Annotated in this window: 21 protein-coding genes; 17 read left to right on the top strand and 4 right to left on the bottom strand. The window is 53.4% G+C overall.

Annotated elements, in window-relative coordinates; all coding sequences use genetic code 11:
• Nucleotides 1-111: 111 nt before the first annotated feature.
• The gene (gene cysH, locus A6U95_RS29000) at nt 112-846 is read left to right on the top strand and encodes a phosphoadenosine phosphosulfate reductase (RefSeq protein ID WP_065687034.1); all 735 of its coding nucleotides are present in this window, start codon (nt 112-114) and stop codon (nt 844-846) included.
• 179 nt (nt 847-1,025) lie between these two features.
• Here cysH and A6U95_RS28995 read toward each other — a convergent pair whose 3' ends face one another.
• Entirely contained in the window at nt 1,026-2,108 is a 1,083-nt protein-coding gene (locus A6U95_RS28995; RefSeq protein ID WP_065687033.1) for an aminopeptidase, read from the bottom strand.
• A 319-nt stretch (nt 2,109-2,427) separates the two neighbouring features.
• Here A6U95_RS28995 and A6U95_RS30265 point away from each other — a divergent pair, with 319 nt between their 5' ends.
• From A6U95_RS30265 to A6U95_RS28960, 8 genes are all read left to right on the top strand, one after another.
• Nucleotides 2,428-2,889 (top strand): Hcp family type VI secretion system effector, encoded by a 462-nt coding sequence (locus A6U95_RS30265; RefSeq protein ID WP_343227265.1) that lies wholly within the window; start codon nt 2,428-2,430, stop codon nt 2,887-2,889.
• Nucleotides 2,890-2,891: 2 nt separating this feature from the next.
• A complete protein-coding gene (locus tag A6U95_RS28990) occupies nt 2,892-3,554 on the top strand; it encodes a hypothetical protein (protein ID WP_065687032.1) in 663 nt (220 codons plus the stop codon).
• Nucleotides 3,555-3,815, top strand: coding sequence for a hypothetical protein (locus tag A6U95_RS28985; protein WP_065687031.1), 261 nt, complete (start codon nt 3,555-3,557; stop codon nt 3,813-3,815).
• A 274-nt stretch (nt 3,816-4,089) separates the two neighbouring features.
• Nucleotides 4,090-5,520: a siroheme synthase CysG gene (gene cysG / locus A6U95_RS28980; protein ID WP_065687030.1), complete on the top strand. Its 1,431-nt coding sequence runs from the start codon at nt 4,090-4,092 to the stop codon at nt 5,518-5,520.
• Nucleotides 5,521-5,530: 10 nt separating this feature from the next.
• Nucleotides 5,531-6,439 (top strand): sulfate adenylyltransferase subunit CysD, encoded by a 909-nt coding sequence (cysD, locus tag A6U95_RS28975; RefSeq protein ID WP_024485711.1) that lies wholly within the window; start codon nt 5,531-5,533, stop codon nt 6,437-6,439.
• A gap of 12 nt (nt 6,440-6,451) precedes the next feature.
• On the top strand, nt 6,452-7,882 hold the full coding sequence (cysN, locus tag A6U95_RS28970) for a sulfate adenylyltransferase subunit CysN (protein WP_065687029.1): 1,431 nt from the start codon (nt 6,452-6,454) through the stop codon (nt 7,880-7,882).
• 1 nt (nt 7,883) lies between these two features.
• Nucleotides 7,884-8,501, top strand: a complete 618-nt coding sequence (cysC, locus tag A6U95_RS28965; protein WP_226906629.1) for an adenylyl-sulfate kinase — start codon at nt 7,884-7,886, stop codon at nt 8,499-8,501.
• 88 nt (nt 8,502-8,589) lie between these two features.
• Nucleotides 8,590-8,907 (top strand): DUF3561 family protein, encoded by a 318-nt coding sequence (locus A6U95_RS28960; protein ID WP_065687027.1) that lies wholly within the window; start codon nt 8,590-8,592, stop codon nt 8,905-8,907.
• A gap of 198 nt (nt 8,908-9,105) precedes the next feature.
• Here the strand turns inward: A6U95_RS28960 and A6U95_RS28955 are convergent, their stop codons facing one another.
• The 3 genes from A6U95_RS28955 to A6U95_RS28945 form a co-directional block, all read right to left on the bottom strand.
• Nucleotides 9,106-9,828, bottom strand: coding sequence for an amino acid ABC transporter ATP-binding protein (locus tag A6U95_RS28955; protein WP_065687026.1), 723 nt, complete (start codon nt 9,826-9,828; stop codon nt 9,106-9,108).
• Nucleotides 9,812-10,579: an amino acid ABC transporter permease gene (locus A6U95_RS28950; protein ID WP_024485716.1), complete on the bottom strand. Its 768-nt coding sequence runs from the start codon at nt 10,577-10,579 to the stop codon at nt 9,812-9,814. The genes A6U95_RS28955 and A6U95_RS28950 overlap by 17 nt, the downstream gene beginning before the upstream one ends.
• Nucleotides 10,580-10,664: 85 nt before the next feature.
• A complete protein-coding gene (locus A6U95_RS28945) occupies nt 10,665-11,435 on the bottom strand; it encodes a basic amino acid ABC transporter substrate-binding protein (protein WP_065687025.1) in 771 nt (256 codons plus the stop codon).
• A gap of 443 nt (nt 11,436-11,878) precedes the next feature.
• Here A6U95_RS28945 and ftsB point away from each other — a divergent pair, with 443 nt between their 5' ends.
• The 8 genes from ftsB (at nt 11,879) to A6U95_RS28905 (ending at nt 20,089) form a co-directional block, all read left to right on the top strand.
• Nucleotides 11,879-12,199, top strand: a complete 321-nt coding sequence (ftsB, locus tag A6U95_RS28940) for a cell division protein FtsB (protein ID WP_024531004.1) — start codon at nt 11,879-11,881, stop codon at nt 12,197-12,199.
• Between the two features lie 3 nt (nt 12,200-12,202).
• Nucleotides 12,203-12,910, top strand: coding sequence for a 2-C-methyl-D-erythritol 4-phosphate cytidylyltransferase (gene ispD, locus A6U95_RS28935; RefSeq protein ID WP_065687024.1), 708 nt, complete (start codon nt 12,203-12,205; stop codon nt 12,908-12,910).
• An 11-nt stretch (nt 12,911-12,921) separates the two neighbouring features.
• Nucleotides 12,922-13,395 (top strand): 2-C-methyl-D-erythritol 2,4-cyclodiphosphate synthase, encoded by a 474-nt coding sequence (ispF, locus tag A6U95_RS28930; protein WP_021179414.1) that lies wholly within the window; start codon nt 12,922-12,924, stop codon nt 13,393-13,395.
• Between the two features lie 3 nt (nt 13,396-13,398).
• Nucleotides 13,399-14,445 (top strand): tRNA pseudouridine(13) synthase TruD, encoded by a 1,047-nt coding sequence (gene truD, locus A6U95_RS28925; protein WP_065687023.1) that lies wholly within the window; start codon nt 13,399-13,401, stop codon nt 14,443-14,445.
• Between the two features lie 390 nt (nt 14,446-14,835).
• Nucleotides 14,836-15,561, top strand: coding sequence for a fimbrial protein TcfA (locus A6U95_RS28920; protein ID WP_074423421.1), 726 nt, complete (start codon nt 14,836-14,838; stop codon nt 15,559-15,561).
• 82 nt (nt 15,562-15,643) lie between these two features.
• Entirely contained in the window at nt 15,644-16,141 is a 498-nt protein-coding gene (locus A6U95_RS28915) for a CS1 type fimbrial major subunit (RefSeq protein ID WP_065687022.1), read from the top strand.
• A gap of 116 nt (nt 16,142-16,257) precedes the next feature.
• Nucleotides 16,258-18,921 carry a TcfC E-set like domain-containing protein gene (locus A6U95_RS28910; RefSeq protein WP_206744304.1) on the top strand — a complete coding sequence of 888 codons (2,664 nt, stop codon included), beginning with the start codon at nt 16,258-16,260 and terminating at the stop codon, nt 18,919-18,921.
• A gap of 10 nt (nt 18,922-18,931) precedes the next feature.
• Nucleotides 18,932-20,089, top strand: a complete 1,158-nt coding sequence (locus A6U95_RS28905) for a CfaE/CblD family pilus tip adhesin (RefSeq protein ID WP_065687020.1) — start codon at nt 18,932-18,934, stop codon at nt 20,087-20,089.
• Nucleotides 20,090-20,355: the final 266 nt, after the last annotated feature.

The following is a 20,355-nucleotide window of genomic DNA, read 5'->3' as shown; positions in this document are numbered from 1 at the left end:
GGCTTTCCTCACTCTTTGTGCAGCAGCTAAGTTTGTGCACCTTACTGTCCCCTTTCCCTGTGGGAGGGGGTAGGGTGAGGGGCCACATCAACACTTTCAGGAGATCGCATCATGGCTGAATTGGATCTGGCGGCACTGAACGCGCTACCGAAGTCCGGTCAAGCGCTGGCACTGGCGGTCGTTAACGGCCAGTTGGAACAGCTTTCGGCACAGGAGAGGGTTGCCTGGGCGCTGGAACATCTGCCGGGGGAGTTTGTGCTTTCCTCCAGCTTTGGTATTCAGGCGGCGGTGTGCCTGCATCTGGTCACGCGCATCAAGCCGGATATCCCGGTGATCCTGACCGATACCGGCTACCTGTTCCCAGAAACTTACCAGTTTATCGACCAACTGGCCGACAAGCTGAACCTGAACCTGCAAGTGTTCCGCGCCGAGCATTCACCAGCCTGGCAAGAGGCGCGCTACGGCAAGCTGTGGGAGCAGGGCGTTGAGGGCATTGAGCGGTACAACCAAATCAACAAAGTTGAGCCGATGAACCGCGCGCTGGAAACGCTAGGTGCGCAAACCTGGTTTGCCGGCCTGCGCCGTGAGCAATCGGGCAGCCGAGCCAATCTGCCGGTGCTGGCGGTGCAACGAGGGGTGTTCAAGATCCTGCCGATCATCGACTGGGATAACCGCCAGATTTACCACTATCTCACCGAGCATGGCCTGAGCTACCACCCGCTGTGGGATCAGGGCTACCTGTCGGTGGGTGATACCCACACCACCCGTAAATGGGAGGAAGGCATGAGCGAGGAAGAGACCCGCTTCTTCGGCCTGAAGCGCGAGTGTGGTCTGCACGAAGGTTGATGTCCCTAACCCTCTCCCACAGGGAGAGGGAGCTGAAAGTCACTGTTCTGTTGGGAGAAAGAAGTTCACTCTTAGCCGAGGCGAGTTACTCGGTGTTGATGATGAATCACTCACTTTCAGCCTGACTCGATCGGTCACTCTCCTTGTGGGAGAGGATTAGGGTGAGGGGCTGTAAGGTACTACTTCTTCTTTTTCTTCTTCTGCTCTGGAGCAGGATGCGCCTGCACCCATTCTTTTACCAACGGTAACAGGATCCGCACGCTGTCGCGGCTGCGTTTGTCGATCCGCCCTGGCAGGTGAGTTTCCAGATATTGCAGATTGTCGTATTGCGGGCGATGCCAGGTAATGCCCTGCGGGAAGCTGGGGCTGACAGCACGCTGCTGGTAACCGTTCTCATCCCCCAGCGACCAGTTGGTGGCTTCTACCGCCATCACCGGAATTTTGGCGTTATCAAAGACAATCTGATCGGAACAGCAACCGGTGCCGGTTGGAAAACCTTTGCTGCCTGGGTTGATGGCCGCTTCAATGCCGTAACGGTGGGCGATGCTCAGCGCACGATCGCGGGATCTGGCCACCACTTCCGGCTCGGTGTTACGCCCGGAATGGAAATAGAGGCGATCGCCGGTGATCAGGCTATCGAGGTTAATCACCAGCAGCGTGTTGTTACGCTCTTCCGGCGTCATACGGGCGAGGTAGTTCTTAGCCCCTATCGACTTGAGCTCTTCACCGCTCGTGGCCACAAAGCGCAGGCTATAGGTGGTGGGGATGTTTTTCAGCCTGTTGGCCAACTCCAGCATCACGCCCACGCCGGAGGCATTGTCATCGACCCCCTGTAGCGTCAGGCCACCAAGATTATTGTCCACCTCATCGTCGCTAAGCGGGGTGTAGGTATCGAAGTGCGCCATGATGATGACCTGTTGGGGCCGCTCACCCTTTTTGGTGGCAATCACCGAGGTGACGCTGATCTTGCGCCAGTTTTCACTGGTGTCTTTATTGGTGTAGAGATAACGGGCGTCAAAGGTGCGGGTATCAGCCGGGTAGCCCATCTCGGTAAACTGCTGTTTCAGGTAATCTGCGGCCAGTAATTCTGCCGGGCTGCCCGCCATGCGGCCGGGGAAGTAGGTAGCGATATGGCGGATCTGTTTAGCGGCGAACTGGCCCATCGGGGCTTCTTTTACGGGTTTGGTAGCGGCCGAAACGCTTACAGCACTGCCGAGAGCGACTAGCAACAGCCCTGCTCTCAGACACAAGCGGGAAAACATACCGAAAAATCCTTCTTTGACAGCGGTGATGCCGATTATTTTTGCGATGTTCAGTATGGGACGCTACGGGCGATAAGACAATTTCTTCGCGTCCTATTTTTGCTTCAGACCCGACCCAAATTGATCACACTCTTGTAGCTTAAGTGTTAACCTAATCGCTTTCAATGGAAGATGGTGGCAAAGCCTACTCTATCATCACCTTATTGATCGGGGGACATTGCAATAAAAAACTACTAGACATAAGTAATTCTTCAGGATAGTGTTAAAAATCATACAATTTAGATTATGAAAAGGGATTTTTATATCAAGTATCATCTATATGAGTATTAAAGGGAAAAAGCAAGGATTGATATCTGCTGGGTGTGGGACGTTTGATTCGATAGGAAATCGGTATCAGGTGGGACACGAAGATGATATCTTTGTTCTATCTTATCAGCACTTGGCCACTCGCTCTCAGCATGTCAATCATCAACCTGTTATTATTCTCAAACTTATAGATAAATCGTCCCCGTTAATAGCAGCATGTATGGATAATAATGAAGAAATAGAATGTAATATTCAGTTCCTTAGGACTAGTGTGAACGGTGGCTTGGAACGCTATTACTCAATCCGTCTGGGGGGCGCAACTATTGTAGCAATTAAGTGTGATTACCCCCACTCAATTAATGATAATGGAATGATCCCACAAGAGGCAATATCTATAAAATATAGAGATATAACGCGAAATCACGAATCATGCTCGACAGGTTCGTATAGTTTCTGGGATGACAGGGTGTATTGAGTATGAATTCTTCATTAGTTGCTTCGACTATAGCAGAGGAGATGTCTGAGTCTATTTCAGCACTAGGAGACTCTGATCTGGCAGATGTATCTTACTCTCTATTGAGTGGTACATGGGAGACTCTTGGTGATTATGGTTATCTCGCCTATGATTTTATAGATACAGATTCGAGATATCAAAAAAACAATGACAAGCATAGACTTGCCAAACTGGTGAAAGATGGAATCAACTCAGAAAAAGTCAATAGGACTCTACATATTGTCTATGAGGATTACTATAAAAATTTGACAGAAGAGCAACGACAGTTATTGAGCCGGAGGCAGACAGCGGGTATTGCGGGAGGAGCGATAGCTAATAACTATCTTTTTAAAAATGTGACTGGCACGCTGTTGACTGGTTTTTTCCCGCGTTTCGTTACTGGTTTAACGATAACAACTACATATACGTTAGGTGGAAAAATAGCTCGTTCAACGTATGGATCTCGACAATTGATGAATGATGCTCCTGATTTATATTGGAAGTTAAGATCGGAAGGGGATTTGGATTTACTTTATTTTTTAATTGAAAAATACGCGGAGCCTTTTGTTAGAGCATCTAAAATAAAAAACACCAACCCGGAACTATTTGAAGATATAAATAATAAATTTTTATCGATGGAGTTATAAATGAAAGGTAAAATAATCAAATTTATTATTTTTATCACTGATTTTATACTTGGTTATTTTGTTGTGTTAGGTGCTGTATCTATAATTTTATCAATTTTTTTGTTTAAGCATGATATACGTAATCTGATCTGTTTTAATGTAATGATGATTACGGTTGGTCTATTAAGTTGGTATCTTCAACGTAAATTAAAGGCGTATCGAGAACGCTTGATAAAGGAAGGAATTATTCCTCCCAAGAAAGAAAATCACAGACCTTATTGAATTTGGGGTATATGACGGAGAGGGTGACCTTTAATAACCCGCCTATGTGTACCCGGCCTACGTTACCAAGGCAGACATATGTTACCTGAAACTTCAGGGTTGTGGAGCCATCTGGATCAGTACCTCACCTTCGTTTCTTGCCCTTCCTTCCGTTTTGGCCTTGGTACAGCCTGCCTTATTCCTTTTAAGAACATCTCATGCCTTTTCGTCATTTCAGGGGGCAAATCGCACGCCGTATAGTCACCCTATCAATCTGTTATATGAAAAGGCCGTTGTGGACTATCTACCAATATTTGCCGACCTGAAACAACGCCCAGTGTTGGTGGTTGGCGGCGGCGAAGTGGCTGCACGCAAAGTTGACCTCCTGCTACGCGCAGGGGCCGAAGTGAGGATCGTGGCGCAGGCGCTCTTAGCGGAGCTGGAGCACCAACACCTGCAAGGGCGCGTTGAGTGGCTGGGGCAGAACTTTGTGCCGCAGCAGTTAGACGACGTCTTTCTGGTAATTGCCGCTACCGACGATAGCGCGCTGAACGCCGAGGTGTATGCCGAAGCGGATAAGCGCCGCGTGTTGGCCAACGTGGTGGATGACCAACCGCGCTGCTCCTTTATCTTCCCGTCGATTATCGATCGTTCACCGTTGGTGGTGGCCGTGTCATCTAGCGGCCAGGCACCGGTATTGGCGCGGATGTTACGTGAGAAGCTGGAGGCGTTGTTGCCCGCCAGCCTGGGGCAGATGGCGGAAATGGCCGGAGGGTTACGTGGCAAAGTGAAGCAACGGCTGGCTTCCATCGGGGCCAGGCGCCGTTTCTGGGAGAAAACCTTCAACGGCCGTTTCGCGACTTTGGTGGCGAATGGCCAGACGGAGCAGGCGCAGCAGCAGTTGGAACAGGATTTAACGGCTTTTGCGCAGGGTAATGAGGGGGCACAAGGTGAGATCGCACTGGTCGGGGCAGGCCCGGGCGATGTCGGTTTGTTAACCCTACGCGGGCTGCAGGTGATGCAGCAGGCCGACGTGGTGCTTTACGATCATCTGGTGAGCGAAGAGACGCTGGATTTGGTGCGTCGCGACGCCGAACGTATCTGCGTGGGCAAACGCGCCGGTGCGCATTCGGTGATCCAAGAAGAGACCAATCGGCTGCTGGTGGAACTGGCGCAGCAAGGGAAGCGGGTAGTGCGGTTAAAAGGCGGCGATCCCTTTATCTTTGGCCGGGGTGGCGAAGAGTTACAGGTGGCCGCTGCTGCCGGGATCCCCTTCCAGGTGGTGCCGGGCGTAACCGCTGCCGCAGGGGCTACGGCCTATGCTGGTATTCCGCTAACGCATCGCGATCACGCCCAAAGCGTGACCTTTATTACCGGCCATTGCCGTGACGATGACGACGGCTTGGATTGGCCCGCTTTGGCGCGGGCGCGGCAGACGTTGGCGATCTACATGGGCACCATGAAGGCGGCGGATATCAGCCGCAACCTGATCGCCCATGGCCGTGATGCGGATACGCCAGTCGCCGTGATCAGCCGGGGTACACGGGCCGATCAACAGGTGCAGACTGGCACCTTGCAACAGCTGGAACAATTAACTCGGCAGGCCCCGTTACCGGCGCTGCTGGTGATCGGTGAAGTGGTGGAGCTACACCATCAAATCGCCTGGTTTGGGCATCAATCGCAGACGGCAGTGGCAGCGCGCCCGGCCGTCGTGAATTTGGCTTAAAGGATCTGTTATGGACCAAAAACGACTCACTCATTTGCGGCAATTGGAGGCGGAGAGCATCCATATCATCCGTGAAGTGGCCGCCGAATTCGGCAATCCGGTGATGCTCTATTCCATCGGTAAAGACTCCTCGGTGATGCTGCATCTGGCACGCAAGGCGTTCTACCCGGGCACGCTGCCGTTCCCACTGCTGCATGTGGATACCGGCTGGAAATTCAACGAAATGTACCAATTCCGCGATCGTACTGCCAAAGAGTACGGTTTCGAGCTGCTGATCCATAAAAACCCGGAAGGGGTGGCGATGGGGATTAACCCGTTTGTCCACGGCAGCGCCAAGCACACTGATATCATGAAAACTGAAGGCCTCAAGCAGGCGCTTAACAAGTACGGCTTTGATGCTGCTTTCGGTGGCGCACGCCGTGATGAAGAGAAATCCCGCGCCAAAGAGCGAATCTACTCTTTCCGCGATCGCTTCCACCGTTGGGATCCGAAAAACCAGCGTCCAGAGCTGTGGCACAACTATAACGGCCAGATCAACAAGGGCGAGAGTATCCGCGTGTTCCCGCTGTCGAACTGGACCGAGCTGGATATCTGGCAATACATCTTCCTGGAGAAGATCGACATCGTTCCGCTCTACCTGGCCAAACCACGTCCGGTGGTGGAACGCGACGGCATGCTGATGATGGTGGATGACGATCGTATCGATCTGCAACCGGGTGAAGTGATCAGCCAGCGTATGGTGCGGTTCCGTACCCTCGGCTGCTGGCCGTTGACCGGCGCGGTGGATTCTTCAGCGCAGACGCTGCCGGAGATCATCGAGGAAATGCTGGTTTCCACCACCAGCGAACGTCAGGGCCGCATGATCGACCGCGATCAGTCCGGTTCGATGGAGCTGAAAAAGCGCCAAGGGTATTTCTAAGGAGCCGCCGGAATGAACAACGTTATTGCACAACAAATCGCCGAACAGGGCGGGGTAGAAGCCTACCTGCACGCGCAGCAGCACAAGAGCCTGCTACGCTTCCTGACCTGCGGCAGCGTGGACGACGGCAAAAGCACCCTGATTGGCCGCTTGCTGCACGATACCCGCCAGATCTACGAAGATCAGCTCTCAACCTTGCATACCGACAGCAAACGCATCGGCACCCAAGGGGAGAAGCTCGATCTGGCCTTGCTGGTGGATGGCCTGCAGGCAGAACGTGAGCAGGGCATTACCATCGACGTGGCCTACCGCTATTTCTCGACCGAAAAGCGCAAATTTATTATCGCCGATACGCCAGGGCACGAGCAGTACACCCGCAATATGGCTACCGGTGCTTCGACCTGTGACTTGGCGATCCTGCTGATCGATGCGCGCAAGGGCGTGCTGGATCAGACCCGTCGCCACAGCTTTATTGCCACGTTGCTTGGCATTCGCCATTTGGTGGTGGCGGTGAACAAAATGGACCTGGTGGATTACAGCCAGGCGGTGTTTGAACAGTTCAAACAGGACTACCTGACCTTCGCCGAGCAGTTGCCCAACGACCTGGAGATTAAATTCGTCCCGTTGTCGGCACTGGACGGGGACAACGTCGCTACCCAGAGCACACAGATGCCTTGGTACAGCGGCCCGACGCTGCTGGAAGTGCTGGAAAGCGTGGATGTCATCAGCGAGCGTGAACATCAGCCGCTGCGTTTCCCGGTACAATACGTCAACCGCCCTAACCTCGATTTCCGCGGTTATGCCGGTACGTTGTCTGCCGGTGTGGTCCGCGTGGGCCAGCGCATCAAGGTGCTGCCGTCTGGCGTTGAATCCACCGTGGCACGTATCGTGACCTTTGATGGCGATCTGCAGGAGGCGGGGCCGGGTGAAGCGATCACGCTGGTGCTGAAAGACGAAGTCGATATCAGCCGGGGCGACCTGCTGGTGGATGCCAGCGAAACCCTACAGGCCACGCAAAGTGCCTTGGCAGACGTAGTATGGATGGCAGAACAGCCGCTGTTGCCGGGCCAAAGCTACGACATCAAGGTAGCCGGGAAGAAAACCCGCGCCCGCGTTGAGAGCATTCGCCATCAGGTGGAGATTAACTCGCTGTCACAGCATAAGGCCGATGTGTTGCCTTTGAACGGCATTGGGCTGGTGGAGCTTACCTTCGACGAACCGCTGGTGCTGGACAGCTATCAACAGAATCATGATACCGGCGGCCTGATCTTTATCGATCGTTTGACTAACGTCACGGTTGGCGCGGGGTTGATCCGCGAAGCCTTGCAGCAGGATAATCCGGCAGCGGCGGGGAACTTCAGCGCCTTTGAACTGGAGCTGAACGCCTTGGTACGCAAGCATTTCCCACACTGGGGTGCGCGTGACCTGCTGAAGGGGAATTAACGTGGCCGAGGCTGAGTTAGCGAAAGACGAAAACGTCGTGTGGCACCCGCATGCGGTAACGCGTGCGGAGCGTGAAGCCGCGAACGATCATCAGGGTGTGGTGCTGTGGTTTACCGGCCTGTCTGGTTCAGGGAAATCGACCGTGGCCGGGGCATTGGAACAGGCGTTGCACCAGTTGGGGGTCAGCACCTATCTGCTGGATGGCGACAATGTGCGCCACGGCCTGTGCCGCGACTTGGGGTTCTCTGACGACGATCGGCGTGAGAATATCCGCCGGGTGGGTGAAGTGGCCAAACTGATGGTGGATGCCGGGCTGGTGGTGTTGACGGCGTTTATCTCACCGCACCGTGCCGAACGGCAGATGGTGCGGGAAATGTTGGCAGAGGGGCAGTTTATCGAAGTGTTTGTCGACACTCCGCTGGCAATTTGTGAGGCTCGCGATCCGAAAGGATTGTACAAAAAGGCCCGCGCTGGTGAACTGCGTAATTTCACCGGTATCGACTCGGTGTATGAAGCGCCGGAACGACCGGATATCCGGCTTAATGGTGAACAATTGGTAACAAATTTGACCGCGCAATTGTTAGACCTGCTGCGTGGTCAGGCTATTATCAAACCCTGAATTCGCAAAAGGCGCATGGCGTGATCCAGCCACGCGCTTTTTACTCTAGTAAGTCGCCGCAGAGCGAGCCAATAGACCAGGGAACGCTATGCAAAATGCCACGCCACTATTGATTGATAGCCAACTCGAGCCAGAGGAACCCTCATACTCCTTTTTGGGCGGTACTAGCGGCTTTGTCTTCTATTGGTTGGCGTTTACCGTGCCTTTTCTGGTTTACGGCTCTAACACCTTGTTTTTCCTTCTCTATACCTGGCCGTTTTTCCTGGCTTTGATGCCGGCCTCCGTGCTGCTGGGTATCGTCTTCAGCGTGGTGCTGCGCGGGCGTTTGTTCCTCACGCTGCTGCTGACCGGTATCACCGTCATTTGTCTGTTCTGGCTGGTGTTCAGCTTTCTGAGCGGTTGGTAATCCAGACGCCCTCACCCCCAGGAGAGGGGACAGCATGTGCCACAGATTGAGTTTGTGCCTATCTAGACCCCGAATCAGCTCAAAGCGAAAGATTGGCTTCGGTTCCTGCCGCTAGCACTGGGCCGACTCCCTCTCCCTGTGGGAGAGGGTTGGGGTGAGGGGACATGCGTCCAAGAGATGTCAAAGCGGTGCCGAAGGTTACAAAACTTTGCTTAAAAATGCCTGGGTGCGTGGATTGGTCGGGTTACCGAAGATGTGCTCCGGTGTGCCTTCTTCCTGAATAATCCCCTGATCGATAAACAGCACCCGATCAGCCACTTCACGGGCGAAGCCCATTTCGTGGGTTACCACCACCATTGTCATGCCTTCAAGGGCCAGCGCTTTCATCACCGCCAGCACTTCACCGACCAACTCCGGATCCAGCGCTGAGGTAGGCTCATCAAACAGCATGATTTGCGGTTCCATCGCCAATGCGCGGGCGATGGCGACACGCTGTTGCTGCCCGCCGGACAGGCTGCTGGGATAGGCATCGATCTTGTCCAGCAGGCCTACTTTATTCAGTAGCACTTCGGCACGTTCAATGGCCTCGCTGCGGGACAGTTTTTTCACCTCCATCGGCGCCATGATGATGTTTTCCAACACCGTCATGTGTGGGAACAGGTTAAAGCGTTGGAATACCATGCCCACGCTTTCACGCATCTTGTTCAGATCGGTCTTCTGGTCGTGAATGGCAAAGCCGTTAACGTCAATCTCACCGCCAGAAAGCGTTTCCAGCGCGTTGATACAGCGCAGAAAGGTACTTTTACCGGAGCCGGATGGGCCGATAATACACACCACTTCTTTCGGCGCGATCTGGCAGGAGATCCCGCGCAGCACGTGGGCTTCGCCAAATTGTTTTTGCAGGTTATGTACGCGAATCACTTTTACCGAACCTTTTTTCCATGTGTTGCACCATCAGCGAGAGCAGGAAGGTGATGATCCAATAGATCACTGAAATAGTCAGATAGGGCTCCCAGTAGGTGGCGTACGCGCCGGAAACGGTACGCGCGGCATAAGCCAGATCCGCCAGACCAATCGCGGAGGCCAGGGACGAATCCTTGACGATGGCGATGGCGTTGTTGCCGAGCGGTGGCAGCATGCGGCGGAAGGCCTGCGGCAGGATCACCTTACGCATGGTTTTGCCGTAGCCCATTCCCAACGAGCGCGATGCCTCCATCTGGCCGCGATCGATCGACTGGATCCCGGCACGGAAGATCTCCGAGACGTAGGCACCGGCGTTCAACGTGATGGCGACTACGCAAGACAGGAAGGCACCGTAATCGGAACGTAATGCGCGCGCGAAGTCGACGCTCATCAAACCGTTGCTGACCAGCAGGCCGTCACGCGGATTGATAAACAGCGGCACCAACGCGAAGTGGACCACCATGATTTGCACAAACAGCGGCGTGCCCCGGAAGGCGCTAATGTAGATGCGCACCGGCCATTGCACGCAATAGTGCAGGATCGGTTTCCAGATGCCGTGCGGAGCCTGCGCCAGGCGGCCTAAGCCGAGGAGTAGCCCCCAAGTGGTGCCCAGGATCACGCAGATGATGGTACATTTGATGGTCATCCAGGCACCCTCCATAAACAGCGGAGCGTATTCCTCAATGATCTCCCAACGGAATGCTGACAAAATAGAATCCTTACGGTGGTAGTGCGAACTTGCAGGTCATTGATACGTAGGGGCACAGTCAATTGCGCCCCTATTTACAGCTGGTTTATTCTGCTGGCAGCGTAGGGACGTTGCTGTCGAACCAGGTCTGGTAGATTTTGGCGTAGGTGCCATCGGCGATGATTTTCTTCAGGCCGCTGTTAATCTTGTTGCGCAGCTCATCGTTGCCCTTGGCCACCGCAATGCCGAAATACTGGCGCTCAAACTTGGCGTCTGACACCAGCTTGAACTCTTTCTCCGGGTGGGTCTTGATATAGAACTTGGCCACGCCAACGTCACCCACGGCCGCGCCAATACCATCTTCATACAGCTCTTGCAGCAGCAGCGGGGTATTATCAAAACGCTTAATGGAGGTGCTGTTCTTACCCAAGACGTCGGAAACCACGATGTCGCCGGTGCTGGAGTTAACCACGCCCACCTTCAGGGTTTTCAGCGCGTCGATGGAGTCTACCGTAGACTCTTTAGGGACTACGATAGCCTGCTCTGCCGGGAAGTACGGCGTAGAGAAGTCGACCATCTGCTTGCGCTTGTCGGTAATGGTGATGCCGGAAATGATGATGTCGCGGTCACCAGAGTTCAGGGTGGCAAAGATGCCTTCCCACGGCGTATTTACCAGCTTCACCTGGAAACCTTCCGCTTTGGCGACGGCCTTGATCACATCGATATCAAAACCTTCCAGCTCTTTTTTGCTGTTTTCGTATTCGAACGGACGATAGGTACCGCCGGAGCCGACAACATACGTCGGTTCTGCGGCAAAGGAAGCGGCGGAAAAAGTGGCCGCCAGGCAGGCACTAATCAGCACTAAACGTTTTAACATGAGCAATCCCCGAATAAGTTGAGTCGTTAAGTAAAGGTTATACATTGGATTTATTTATGCACTTTAGATGCATAAAAATAAACTTACATGAATAAAAACACAACCCCTACCTGATGATGAAAATGCTAACAGTGTTAAATATGAATAATTATTTAAAAACTGGCTTAAATGTCGGTAAAAATACCCTCAGCCCAGTTATTCTTACTGCATACTGATGTGGGGTGACGATGTGTGCATGATGTCGATGTATGCAGCAGCATGCGGTGCCCGTCGATCCATGCTGCCTGCGGCCACCTGGATTTAATGCCGCTTTCAGGCGACAATCAGGCGCTAAACTCAGGAAATTCTGATTACGCTTGATGGCTACAGGTGAAAAGCCGCTGCTGCTGTGGAGTCAAACGGCAAGTTGTGGGATGATTAAGCGCTTTTTTTAGGGGGCGGAGATGGGAAAACTGACGCTGCTATTGCTGGCGCTGCTTGGCTGGTTACAGTATTCGCTGTGGCTGGGGAAGAATGGTATTCACGATTATGTACGGGTCAATGATGACGTTGTGGCTCAGCAGAGCAACAATGCCAAATTGAAAGCGCGTAACGATCAGCTGTTTGCCGAGATCGACGACCTGAACGGCGGTCAGGAAGCGATAGAAGAACGCGCACGTAATGAACTGGGCATGATCAAGCCCGGCGAGACTTTCTATCGTCTGGTTCCTGAACCTTCCGGGCGCAACGCGGCGTCTGCCACACAGAACAACCCACCGAAGTAACGCATGAATCCATTCGTAGGCTCCTCCCCTCAGGTGATCGCCGTCCTGCCCGCTGCCGGTATTGGCAGCCGTATGCAGGCCGAGTGCCCGAAGCAATATTTAACCATCGGCCATCAAACCATTCTTGAGCACGCGATCCACGCTTTGCTGCGCCATCCGCGTATTACCCAGGTGATCGTGGCCATCAGCCCCGAAGACCAACAATTCAAGACATTATCGATCGCCAGCGATCCGCGGGTCCTGGTCACTGAGGGTGGGCAGCAGCGCGCCGATTCGGTACTGGCCGGGCTGCAATTGGCAGGCAACGCACACTGGGTTTTGGTACACGATGCTGCTCGCCCTTGCCTGCACCCCGACGATCTGGAGCGATTGCTCGCGATCACGGCACACAGTAAGGTCGGCGGCATTCTTGCCGCACCGGTGCGTGATACCATGAAGCGTGCGCAGGTGGGCCAAAGCATCATCTCGCACACCGTTGAGCGTCAGGATTTGTGGCATGCACTGACGCCGCAGCTATTCCCGCTGGAATTGCTTAAACTCTGCCTGCAACGCGCCCTGGATGAAGGGGCGACGGTAACCGATGAAGCCTCGGCGCTGGAGCATTGCGGCTATCATCCGCTGCTGGTGGCGGGGCGTGCGGACAATATTAAAGTGACGCGGCCAGAGGATTTGGCGCTGGCGGCGTTCTATTTGACTCAGTTGAACAACTAAAGGAGCGCATCATGCGTATCGGTCACGGTTTTGATGTCCATAAATTTGGCGGCGAAGGGCCGTTGGTGATCGGCGGTGTTCGCATTCCTTATGAAAAAGGACTGCTGGCTCACTCCGATGGTGACGTGGCGCTGCATGCGGCCACCGACGCCCTGCTGGGGGCGGCGGCGTTGGGGGATATCGGCAAGCTGTTCCCGGATACCGATCCGGCTTTCAAAGGGGCAGACAGCCGCGAGCTGCTGCGCGAAGCTTGGAAACGCATTCGTGCCAAGGGCTATCGTCTGGGTAATCTGGATGTCACCATCATTGCGCAGGCACCGAAGATGGCACCACACATTCCTCAGATGCGCATCTTCCTGGCGGAAGATCTGCAATGCCATATGGACGACGTTAACGTCAAAGCGACCACCACCGAGCAACTGGGCTTTACTGGCCGTGGCGAAGGCATTGCCTGCGAAGCGGTTGCCTTGTTGATCAAGGAATAACGCATGGACATGGCTAATCTGACCTGGTTGCACGGCAAGCCAGCGGCTACCGGCGTGCTGAAAGCCAACCCGGAAGACTTTGTGGTGGTTGAGGATCTGGGCTTTACGCCGGACGGCGAAGGTGAGCACCTGCTGGTGAATATCCGCAAGAACGGCTGCAACACCCAGTTTGTGGCGGACTATCTGGCGAAGTTTGCCGGCATTCATGCCCGTTCGGTCAGCTATGCCGGTTTGAAAGATCGCCATGCGGTCACCGAGCAGTGGTTCTGTCTGCATCTGCCGGGGAAAGAATCTCCCGATCTCCGCCAGTTTGCGTTGGAAGGCTGCGAAGTGCTACAGGCCGCTCGCCACCTACGTAAGCTGCGCATCGGTACGTTGAAGGGTAACGAATTTACCTTGGTGCTGCGCCAGATCAGCGATCGCCAAGAAGTAGAGCAGCGTTTGCAGGCCATCGCGGCGGGCGGCGTGCCGAACTACTTTGGCAGCCAGCGCTTTGGCCGTGGTGGCAACAACCTGACGATGGCACGTCGCTGGGCCAACGATGAGATCCGGGTCAAGGAACGCAGCAAACGTAGCTTCTACCTGTCTGCCAGCCGCAGTGCGTTGTTCAACCTCATTACCAGCCAGCGTTTGGCTAACCAACAGCAGCAAACGGTGCTGGAAGGGGATGCGTTACAGCTGACTGGCCGCGGGAGCTGGTTCGTGGCCAAAGCGGAAGAGCTAGCCACCCTGCAACAACGGTTAGACGCAGGTGAACTGATGATCACCGCTCCGTTGCCGGGGGATGGTGAGCCGGGAACTGCCGCAGAGGTACTGGAGTTTGAACAAAGTTGCCTGGCGCAACAGCCGGAATTGCTGAGTCTGTTAAAGCGTGAGCGCGTAGAGCCTGCACGACGGGCCTTGCTGCTACAGCCGCAGAAAATGCAGTGGAACTGGTGGGATGATTTCACCGTGGAATTACGTTTCTGGTTACCGGCAGGCAGTTTCGCTACTAGCGTAGTGCGCGAAATAATGCAATTGGCTAGCGGTGACGCGGATATTGCCGAGTAGCCGTTAACTTAATCCTCAGCTATCAATTCTTGCTTTCTCGTTCAGGCGGAGAGGAACTCTGCCTGAACTGAATAAGACAGCGAAAATGCTGTCACCGGCCTGGCTTGCCAGGCTAATTTTCCCCGTATTGCGCCATTGATTAAAACCTCATCTTGTAATTCATCTTAAATATTATAATTTGTTTATTTCTGTTTGTTATAATTAAAAATTATCTTGTTTTTTATCATGAGCTTACTGAAGGTGTTGTTCTTGTTTTTTTTATTATAATTATTATGTTGATCTGCGTGCTCATTGGTTTTTATACTTGCTGCGAATTTTACGAGACTAAGCGTGGCTGGAGTTGGCTGTGTTTTAAAGTTTGATATAAAAGACTCTCATTACGGATTAATCATGAAGCTCAATATTATTAAACGCCTGAGTGGTGTTGCTATTTTTTGTTTTTTACCAGGTTATGTATTGGCTAATATGAGCGTTTATCCTATGGAAGTCGGGATCGGCGAAACTGGAGCCGCTCAAATAAGGGTTATATCCCAAAGCGACGCGGTGCAATTCGTCAAGGTAACAGAAAAACAAATACTAAATCCCGGCACTAAACAAGAACAAGAAGCGGACGTTGAACAATTTGGACAAAGCTCGCTGGTGATAACGCCGCAAAAATTGGCTATCTCGGCAGGTAGCCAACGCCTTGTACGGTTGGTCGCGCTGGAGTTACCGGAAAAAGAAACCACCTGGCGAGTTTATTTTGAAGGCGTGCCGGAATTAGAAGATAACGTCGCTGCTGCCAGCCCACAGATGACCACGACCAAGGTAGGTATCAACCTGGTATGGGGAGCATTGGTCCACGTTGCGCCTAAAAAGGCCGTTGCCAGCCTGACGCTGGATGCACAGCGCGGCCAGGTTATCAATGATGGTACGTTGCGTATTCCGCTACGAGAGGTGGGGGTTTGTGACCAGGGCGGTGTTTGCAACTGGAAAAAAGAAACCACCACGATATATCCCGGTACCGAGCTTAAAATTGCCTCGCTAATGGTAATGCCAGGGAAGAAATATAAAGCGCGTTATTTTAACTGGCTTAAGAAGCGCGTTGAAGAAATTGATTTGTCTGTAAAGCTTTAAGTGTGGAGTCAAATCATGTATAGCCCCGATCTTATGGGGTGAGTAAAGTTGGATGTTATTTATAAAATAAAATGGAGATTTTATGAAAAAGTTTATTAAACCACTGCTGATCGTTTCAACCATGGCTGCCGTATTTTCAGTTCAGGCAGTGCAGAAAGATATTACTGTGAATGCCAACGTGGATGCGACGATTGATATGACGCAACCTGATAATACCGGTTTGCCAAGCAGCATCGATATGCAGTATTTGCCAGGCAAAGGCCTGACGCCTTTTAACCTGAACACCAAGGTCTGGTCTAACAACGCTACCGCTGGCGTTAACGTTCGCCTGGTCAGAGCCGCGAGCCTGGCGGATGTCAATGGGGTTAACAAGATCCCATTGACCGTAAGCCTGGGTGAAACGGTACTGACCACCACCAACCAACTGCTGGAAGCGGCGACCCTGTTCCCTGCGGGAATCGAAAATGGTTCAGACGTTCTGCCGCTGCGTTTTGCCCAGACCACGCAAGGCACTATCGCCACTGGCACCTACAGCGGCATTGTTAGCCTGGTGGTGACTCAGGCGACCAAGGCTCCTTAAGGCGACCCAATTCAAAAGTTTGTTTTCATATCTTATGGGGCTCTTAGCCCCATTTTTATCAGGGATGAATAATGGCTTTTCGCGCTAGCCTATCTGCAGGGTTGTTGGTAGGCCTTATGATTATGCAACACGATTCGTCGGCTACCCCTAAAATTCCACCAGGCTTCGAGGCCTTGGCACAAGGGCAGCTTGTTTGGGTTGATGTTTCCCTTTATGGCAAGTCTCTCGGGCTTTATGAAGCCAATATTAATCTGGAACAGGTTGTCTTCATAAAGCCAGCGGAACTGGCTGATGCCGTGAAGCAACAGTTCAACGACGATCCTGAGCTTGGTGCACAATTGATGACAGCGCTGGGGCAACCGCTCGCGCGTAATGGCAACCTTGCCTGCAGCGGTAATGGTAACGCGCCAAGTTGCGACTATCTGGAAACCCAGACGGTTGGCATCATCTATGACGAGAATAATTCCCGGGTTAACCTGTTCCTTGACCGTCAGTACCTCCCGAAAAAAGCTGTCGGTAGCGGTTTCTATCAGGCGACAGCAGAAAGTGAAAATGCGCTGATCCATCAGCAAAACCTCAATTTTGTTGCTGATGAAAGCTATCAGTCATTGTCGCTGCAGGGGACTGGCTCACTGGGCGTCACTGAAAATGGCTATCTTAATGCCGACTGGTTCTATACGGGACAGCGCTATCGCCATAGCAACCATCAGCAGATAGAGATGAATAATGCCTATTTTCGGCAGGACTTGTGGAAAAGCCTCTATCTGCAAGGCGGTATGATGGACTCCCGTGACATCTTCAGCAACGCGGGGGGCAACATCAACCTGAGCCAATTGCCGATTGGCAAGATCCGTGGGGTACGGGCTGGTTCGACCATGGCCTGGGTCAACCAGAGCCAGGTTTCCCGTGGGACCCCGGTCTCGGTCTTCCTTTCGCGCAACGCTCGCATCGACGCCTATCGTGACGAACAGTTACTGTCTTCCTTTTACCTGAATGCCGGGGCACAGGAACTGGATACGCGTACCTTCCCCAGCGGCAGCTATACCGTCACATTGCGGATCTATGAGGATAACCAGTTAGTCAGGACAGAAACCGTTCCTTATACCAACACCGGTGTGTCTCAGCTCAATGGCCCTCAGTGGTTCCTGCAAGCCGGGGTTGAAGTAGACCACGATACGCATCCTATGGCGGACGATCGGCGGGTGGTGCAAGGCGGGTTGCGTATTCCGTTGACCGATTCGCTGTCGCTGACGGCGGGTAGTACGATATTGAGCGACGAACACTACTGGGAAGGGGCGGCGGACTGGAGCCATGGTTTTAACAGTGGCCCGTTGGATGGCGTCATGACGGCTCGCGCCAGTTATCTGGCCGGTAGCGAGGGGACGCGGGGAAATATTCAGCAAATAAACTATAACGACGGTTTTTCATTGAGTTTCTACCGCTCGGCCCTCTCGGTGCCTGACTGCGGCTCTCAACAGAGAAACTATGGTTTTAGCGGTTGTTACCAGAGTTCCAACCTGATGCTTTCAGTCCCGCTCGCGCAGTGGTTTGCCAATATTGGCTACTCGCTTAACAGCAGTGGAGGGCGTTACCGCTATCGCAGTGAACTGTCTGGCAATGATGACAACCATCAGGATGTCGCCCCTTGGGAGCAGATCTACACGACGCGTTCGCGTAGTCAAACCTGGCAGATTGGGGTCAGCCGTTCCTTTGCGTTCAACGACATTAACATCAATAGCGCAGTCAGCGCTTTCAGGCGCCATGATAGCGGCCAGCAGGGAACCGACAAAGGCGGCTACTTCACCGTCAGCCTATCGTTCTCCGGGCGCCGTGGCGGTGCCACTAACAGCACTACCTCTCTGGGCGCCAACTATCGCAATAGCCAGCGTGGGGAAGGGCAACTCAGTTATAACGCCAACTACAGCCGCTATATGGATGAGAGCGGGCAAAATGAGATGGGGGCTTCGATTTATGGCGTCAATAGCCAGACCCTGACCGCTGCAACCTACGCCCGTGCCGGTGGACAGTACGGTAACGGCAGCTTCGCCGTCAGTGACGCCTATGACAAGGTAGCGAACCGGCACACGCTCAGCAGCAGCGGCAGCTATAGCTCTTCTTTGTTGGTCGATCGCAGCGGACTTTATTGGGGACGCTGGGGAGATGGCCGCCCGGCCTCCGCGATCACGGTTGGGGTGGATGCAGGGGAAGAAAGCCGTGCCGCATTGATCAGCGTAGCGGTAGACGGCAGCGGCCAGACGGACGTACGCAGCAACAGCCGGGCACTGTTTACCGTACCGGGCTATCAGCCAACCACCTTTGATATCAACGAATCACTTAGCGCTCCTGCCGGTATCAGCAGCGAGATCCGCCGAGGGGCGGGAACGCGTATGGCGTTTATGGTGCCGGGGAAAGTGCTGCGCCGGAATATTGAGGTGACTTCGCGTTACACCTGGTTGGGCAGAATGCTGGATGAGCAGGATAGGCCTTTGGTTAACGGCATTCCTCTTAACGTGCTGTCCTGGACCCCGCTGGGTGAAGGTGGCTTTAGCCTGGAAACCACCCGGCCAATGAAGCAACTGTATCTGATGCGTGGCTCGCAGTTCTATCAGTGTGCCATGAAGGTGCAGGCCATGCGTGACGTGGTGCGCTATGTCGGTACCACCCGCTGTGCAGGGGTGACCATGGCTAACATACCGCCAGCCGAGCAGAAGCAGGCGCAATTGATGGCCGTGCGGCAGGGCCATGGCTCTGGAGTGCCGGTGGCGATGAACATGAATTAAGGATCTGAAAATGAAAATAAGCGTCAATGCTTTAATGCTCCTGCCAGCGTTGTTGGTTTTCCCCACCGCGACGTTGGCTGCGACACCACCCGTAGCACAAAATACGGTGTTAACCATGGGGCTAGCTCTGGACTCTATGCCTGCAAAAGTTGTTATCTGGGATAATTTATCTGCCGGGTTTGATGAAAATGATCAACCAAAGTGGGGGCGTAACACTCTGGTCTGCCAAAGTCGGACTGACAAAAAATATGGTGCATGCCTGAATAGACCGGTCTGGAATAATTCATCGGTAAGGCCCACAAAAATAACGCTGAATTTTACTTTGGCAGAAACGACAACCGTGGTCTCTTTGGTCATTGAAGGCAGCAGAAAAACGATACCGAAGACGGACGGGAAGAAGTGCACTCTGGGTACGATTGGTAGCGCTGAGGCTGACGGGCCCTGTGAGGCCTTTTTTACGTTTTCGATTCCTCAGGCAGAACTGAAGAAGTTAAGTGCTGGACGTTGGACGGCCACGCTTAAACAAGACCTGATGCAATGGCCTATTACTTCTTGTTCGGGAGACTGGAGCAGTACGGCAGAGGGGTGTACGAACGTCACGAAATTACATACCTGGTCTGCGGACATCGTGTTCAATGTGACTGATAATAGTAATCAGCAGATTTATCTACCCGCCTTCCCAACTTCGGCACCAGTTGTTAACCTGAACCTGAAAACTCGGCCAGGCGTTGGTAGCGGCAAGAGCGTTAGCGGTAGTACCAGCCTGGATGTGTGCCTCTACGACGGCAACAACTCGGCCAGTAAACGCATCAGCCTGCTATTTCAGGATGAGGGCATCACCGCACCGGAGCGAGCCGACGGGCAATTCTCCCTGTATCGTAATGGGGGGGATAAATCCAAGCCACGTGACCGGCTGGACTACCAGGTCAGCGTGATCAATCCCACCACCGGGGCAGTGCAAAACGTCGCCAATGGCAAAGAAATCGTCTGGAGCGATACCAACCGCCGCAATATTCAGCGGCTGGTGGTTCTACCTGGCGGTGGAGCCGCGGTACTTTGCGTACCGGCCCCGCTGACCCTGACGACGCCTGCCTTCTCAATGGCGGATAAAACGGCGGGGGATTACACCGGCAAGCTGCGCGTTGTTTATATGCCCACGACCCAATAGTCTGGAGGGGCGAACTCGTCGGCCCTCACCTTACCTCAGGTATTCAACCTTGCCCCTTTGCCGAGGGGGCTATCCTGCCCTGTTTGCCACTGATGACCGTTGAATTGTATAGTAGATCGCATAGCTGGCCGTTTTGGCTAATACTATCAGCAACAGCGAGGCAAGCCTTGCTGTACCACGCAAGTCACAATGGGTAACACGGCAGGTTGGGCTTACTATTGAAAATATCATTAAAAACAGATGGATGTAGCAAGGTAAGTCAAACT

The organism is Serratia sp. 14-2641 (assembly GCF_001692375.1).
GTDB classification, from domain to species: domain Bacteria; phylum Pseudomonadota; class Gammaproteobacteria; order Enterobacterales; family Enterobacteriaceae; genus Chania; species Chania fonticola_C.
This window is presented reverse-complemented; position numbering and strand designations above follow the sequence as displayed.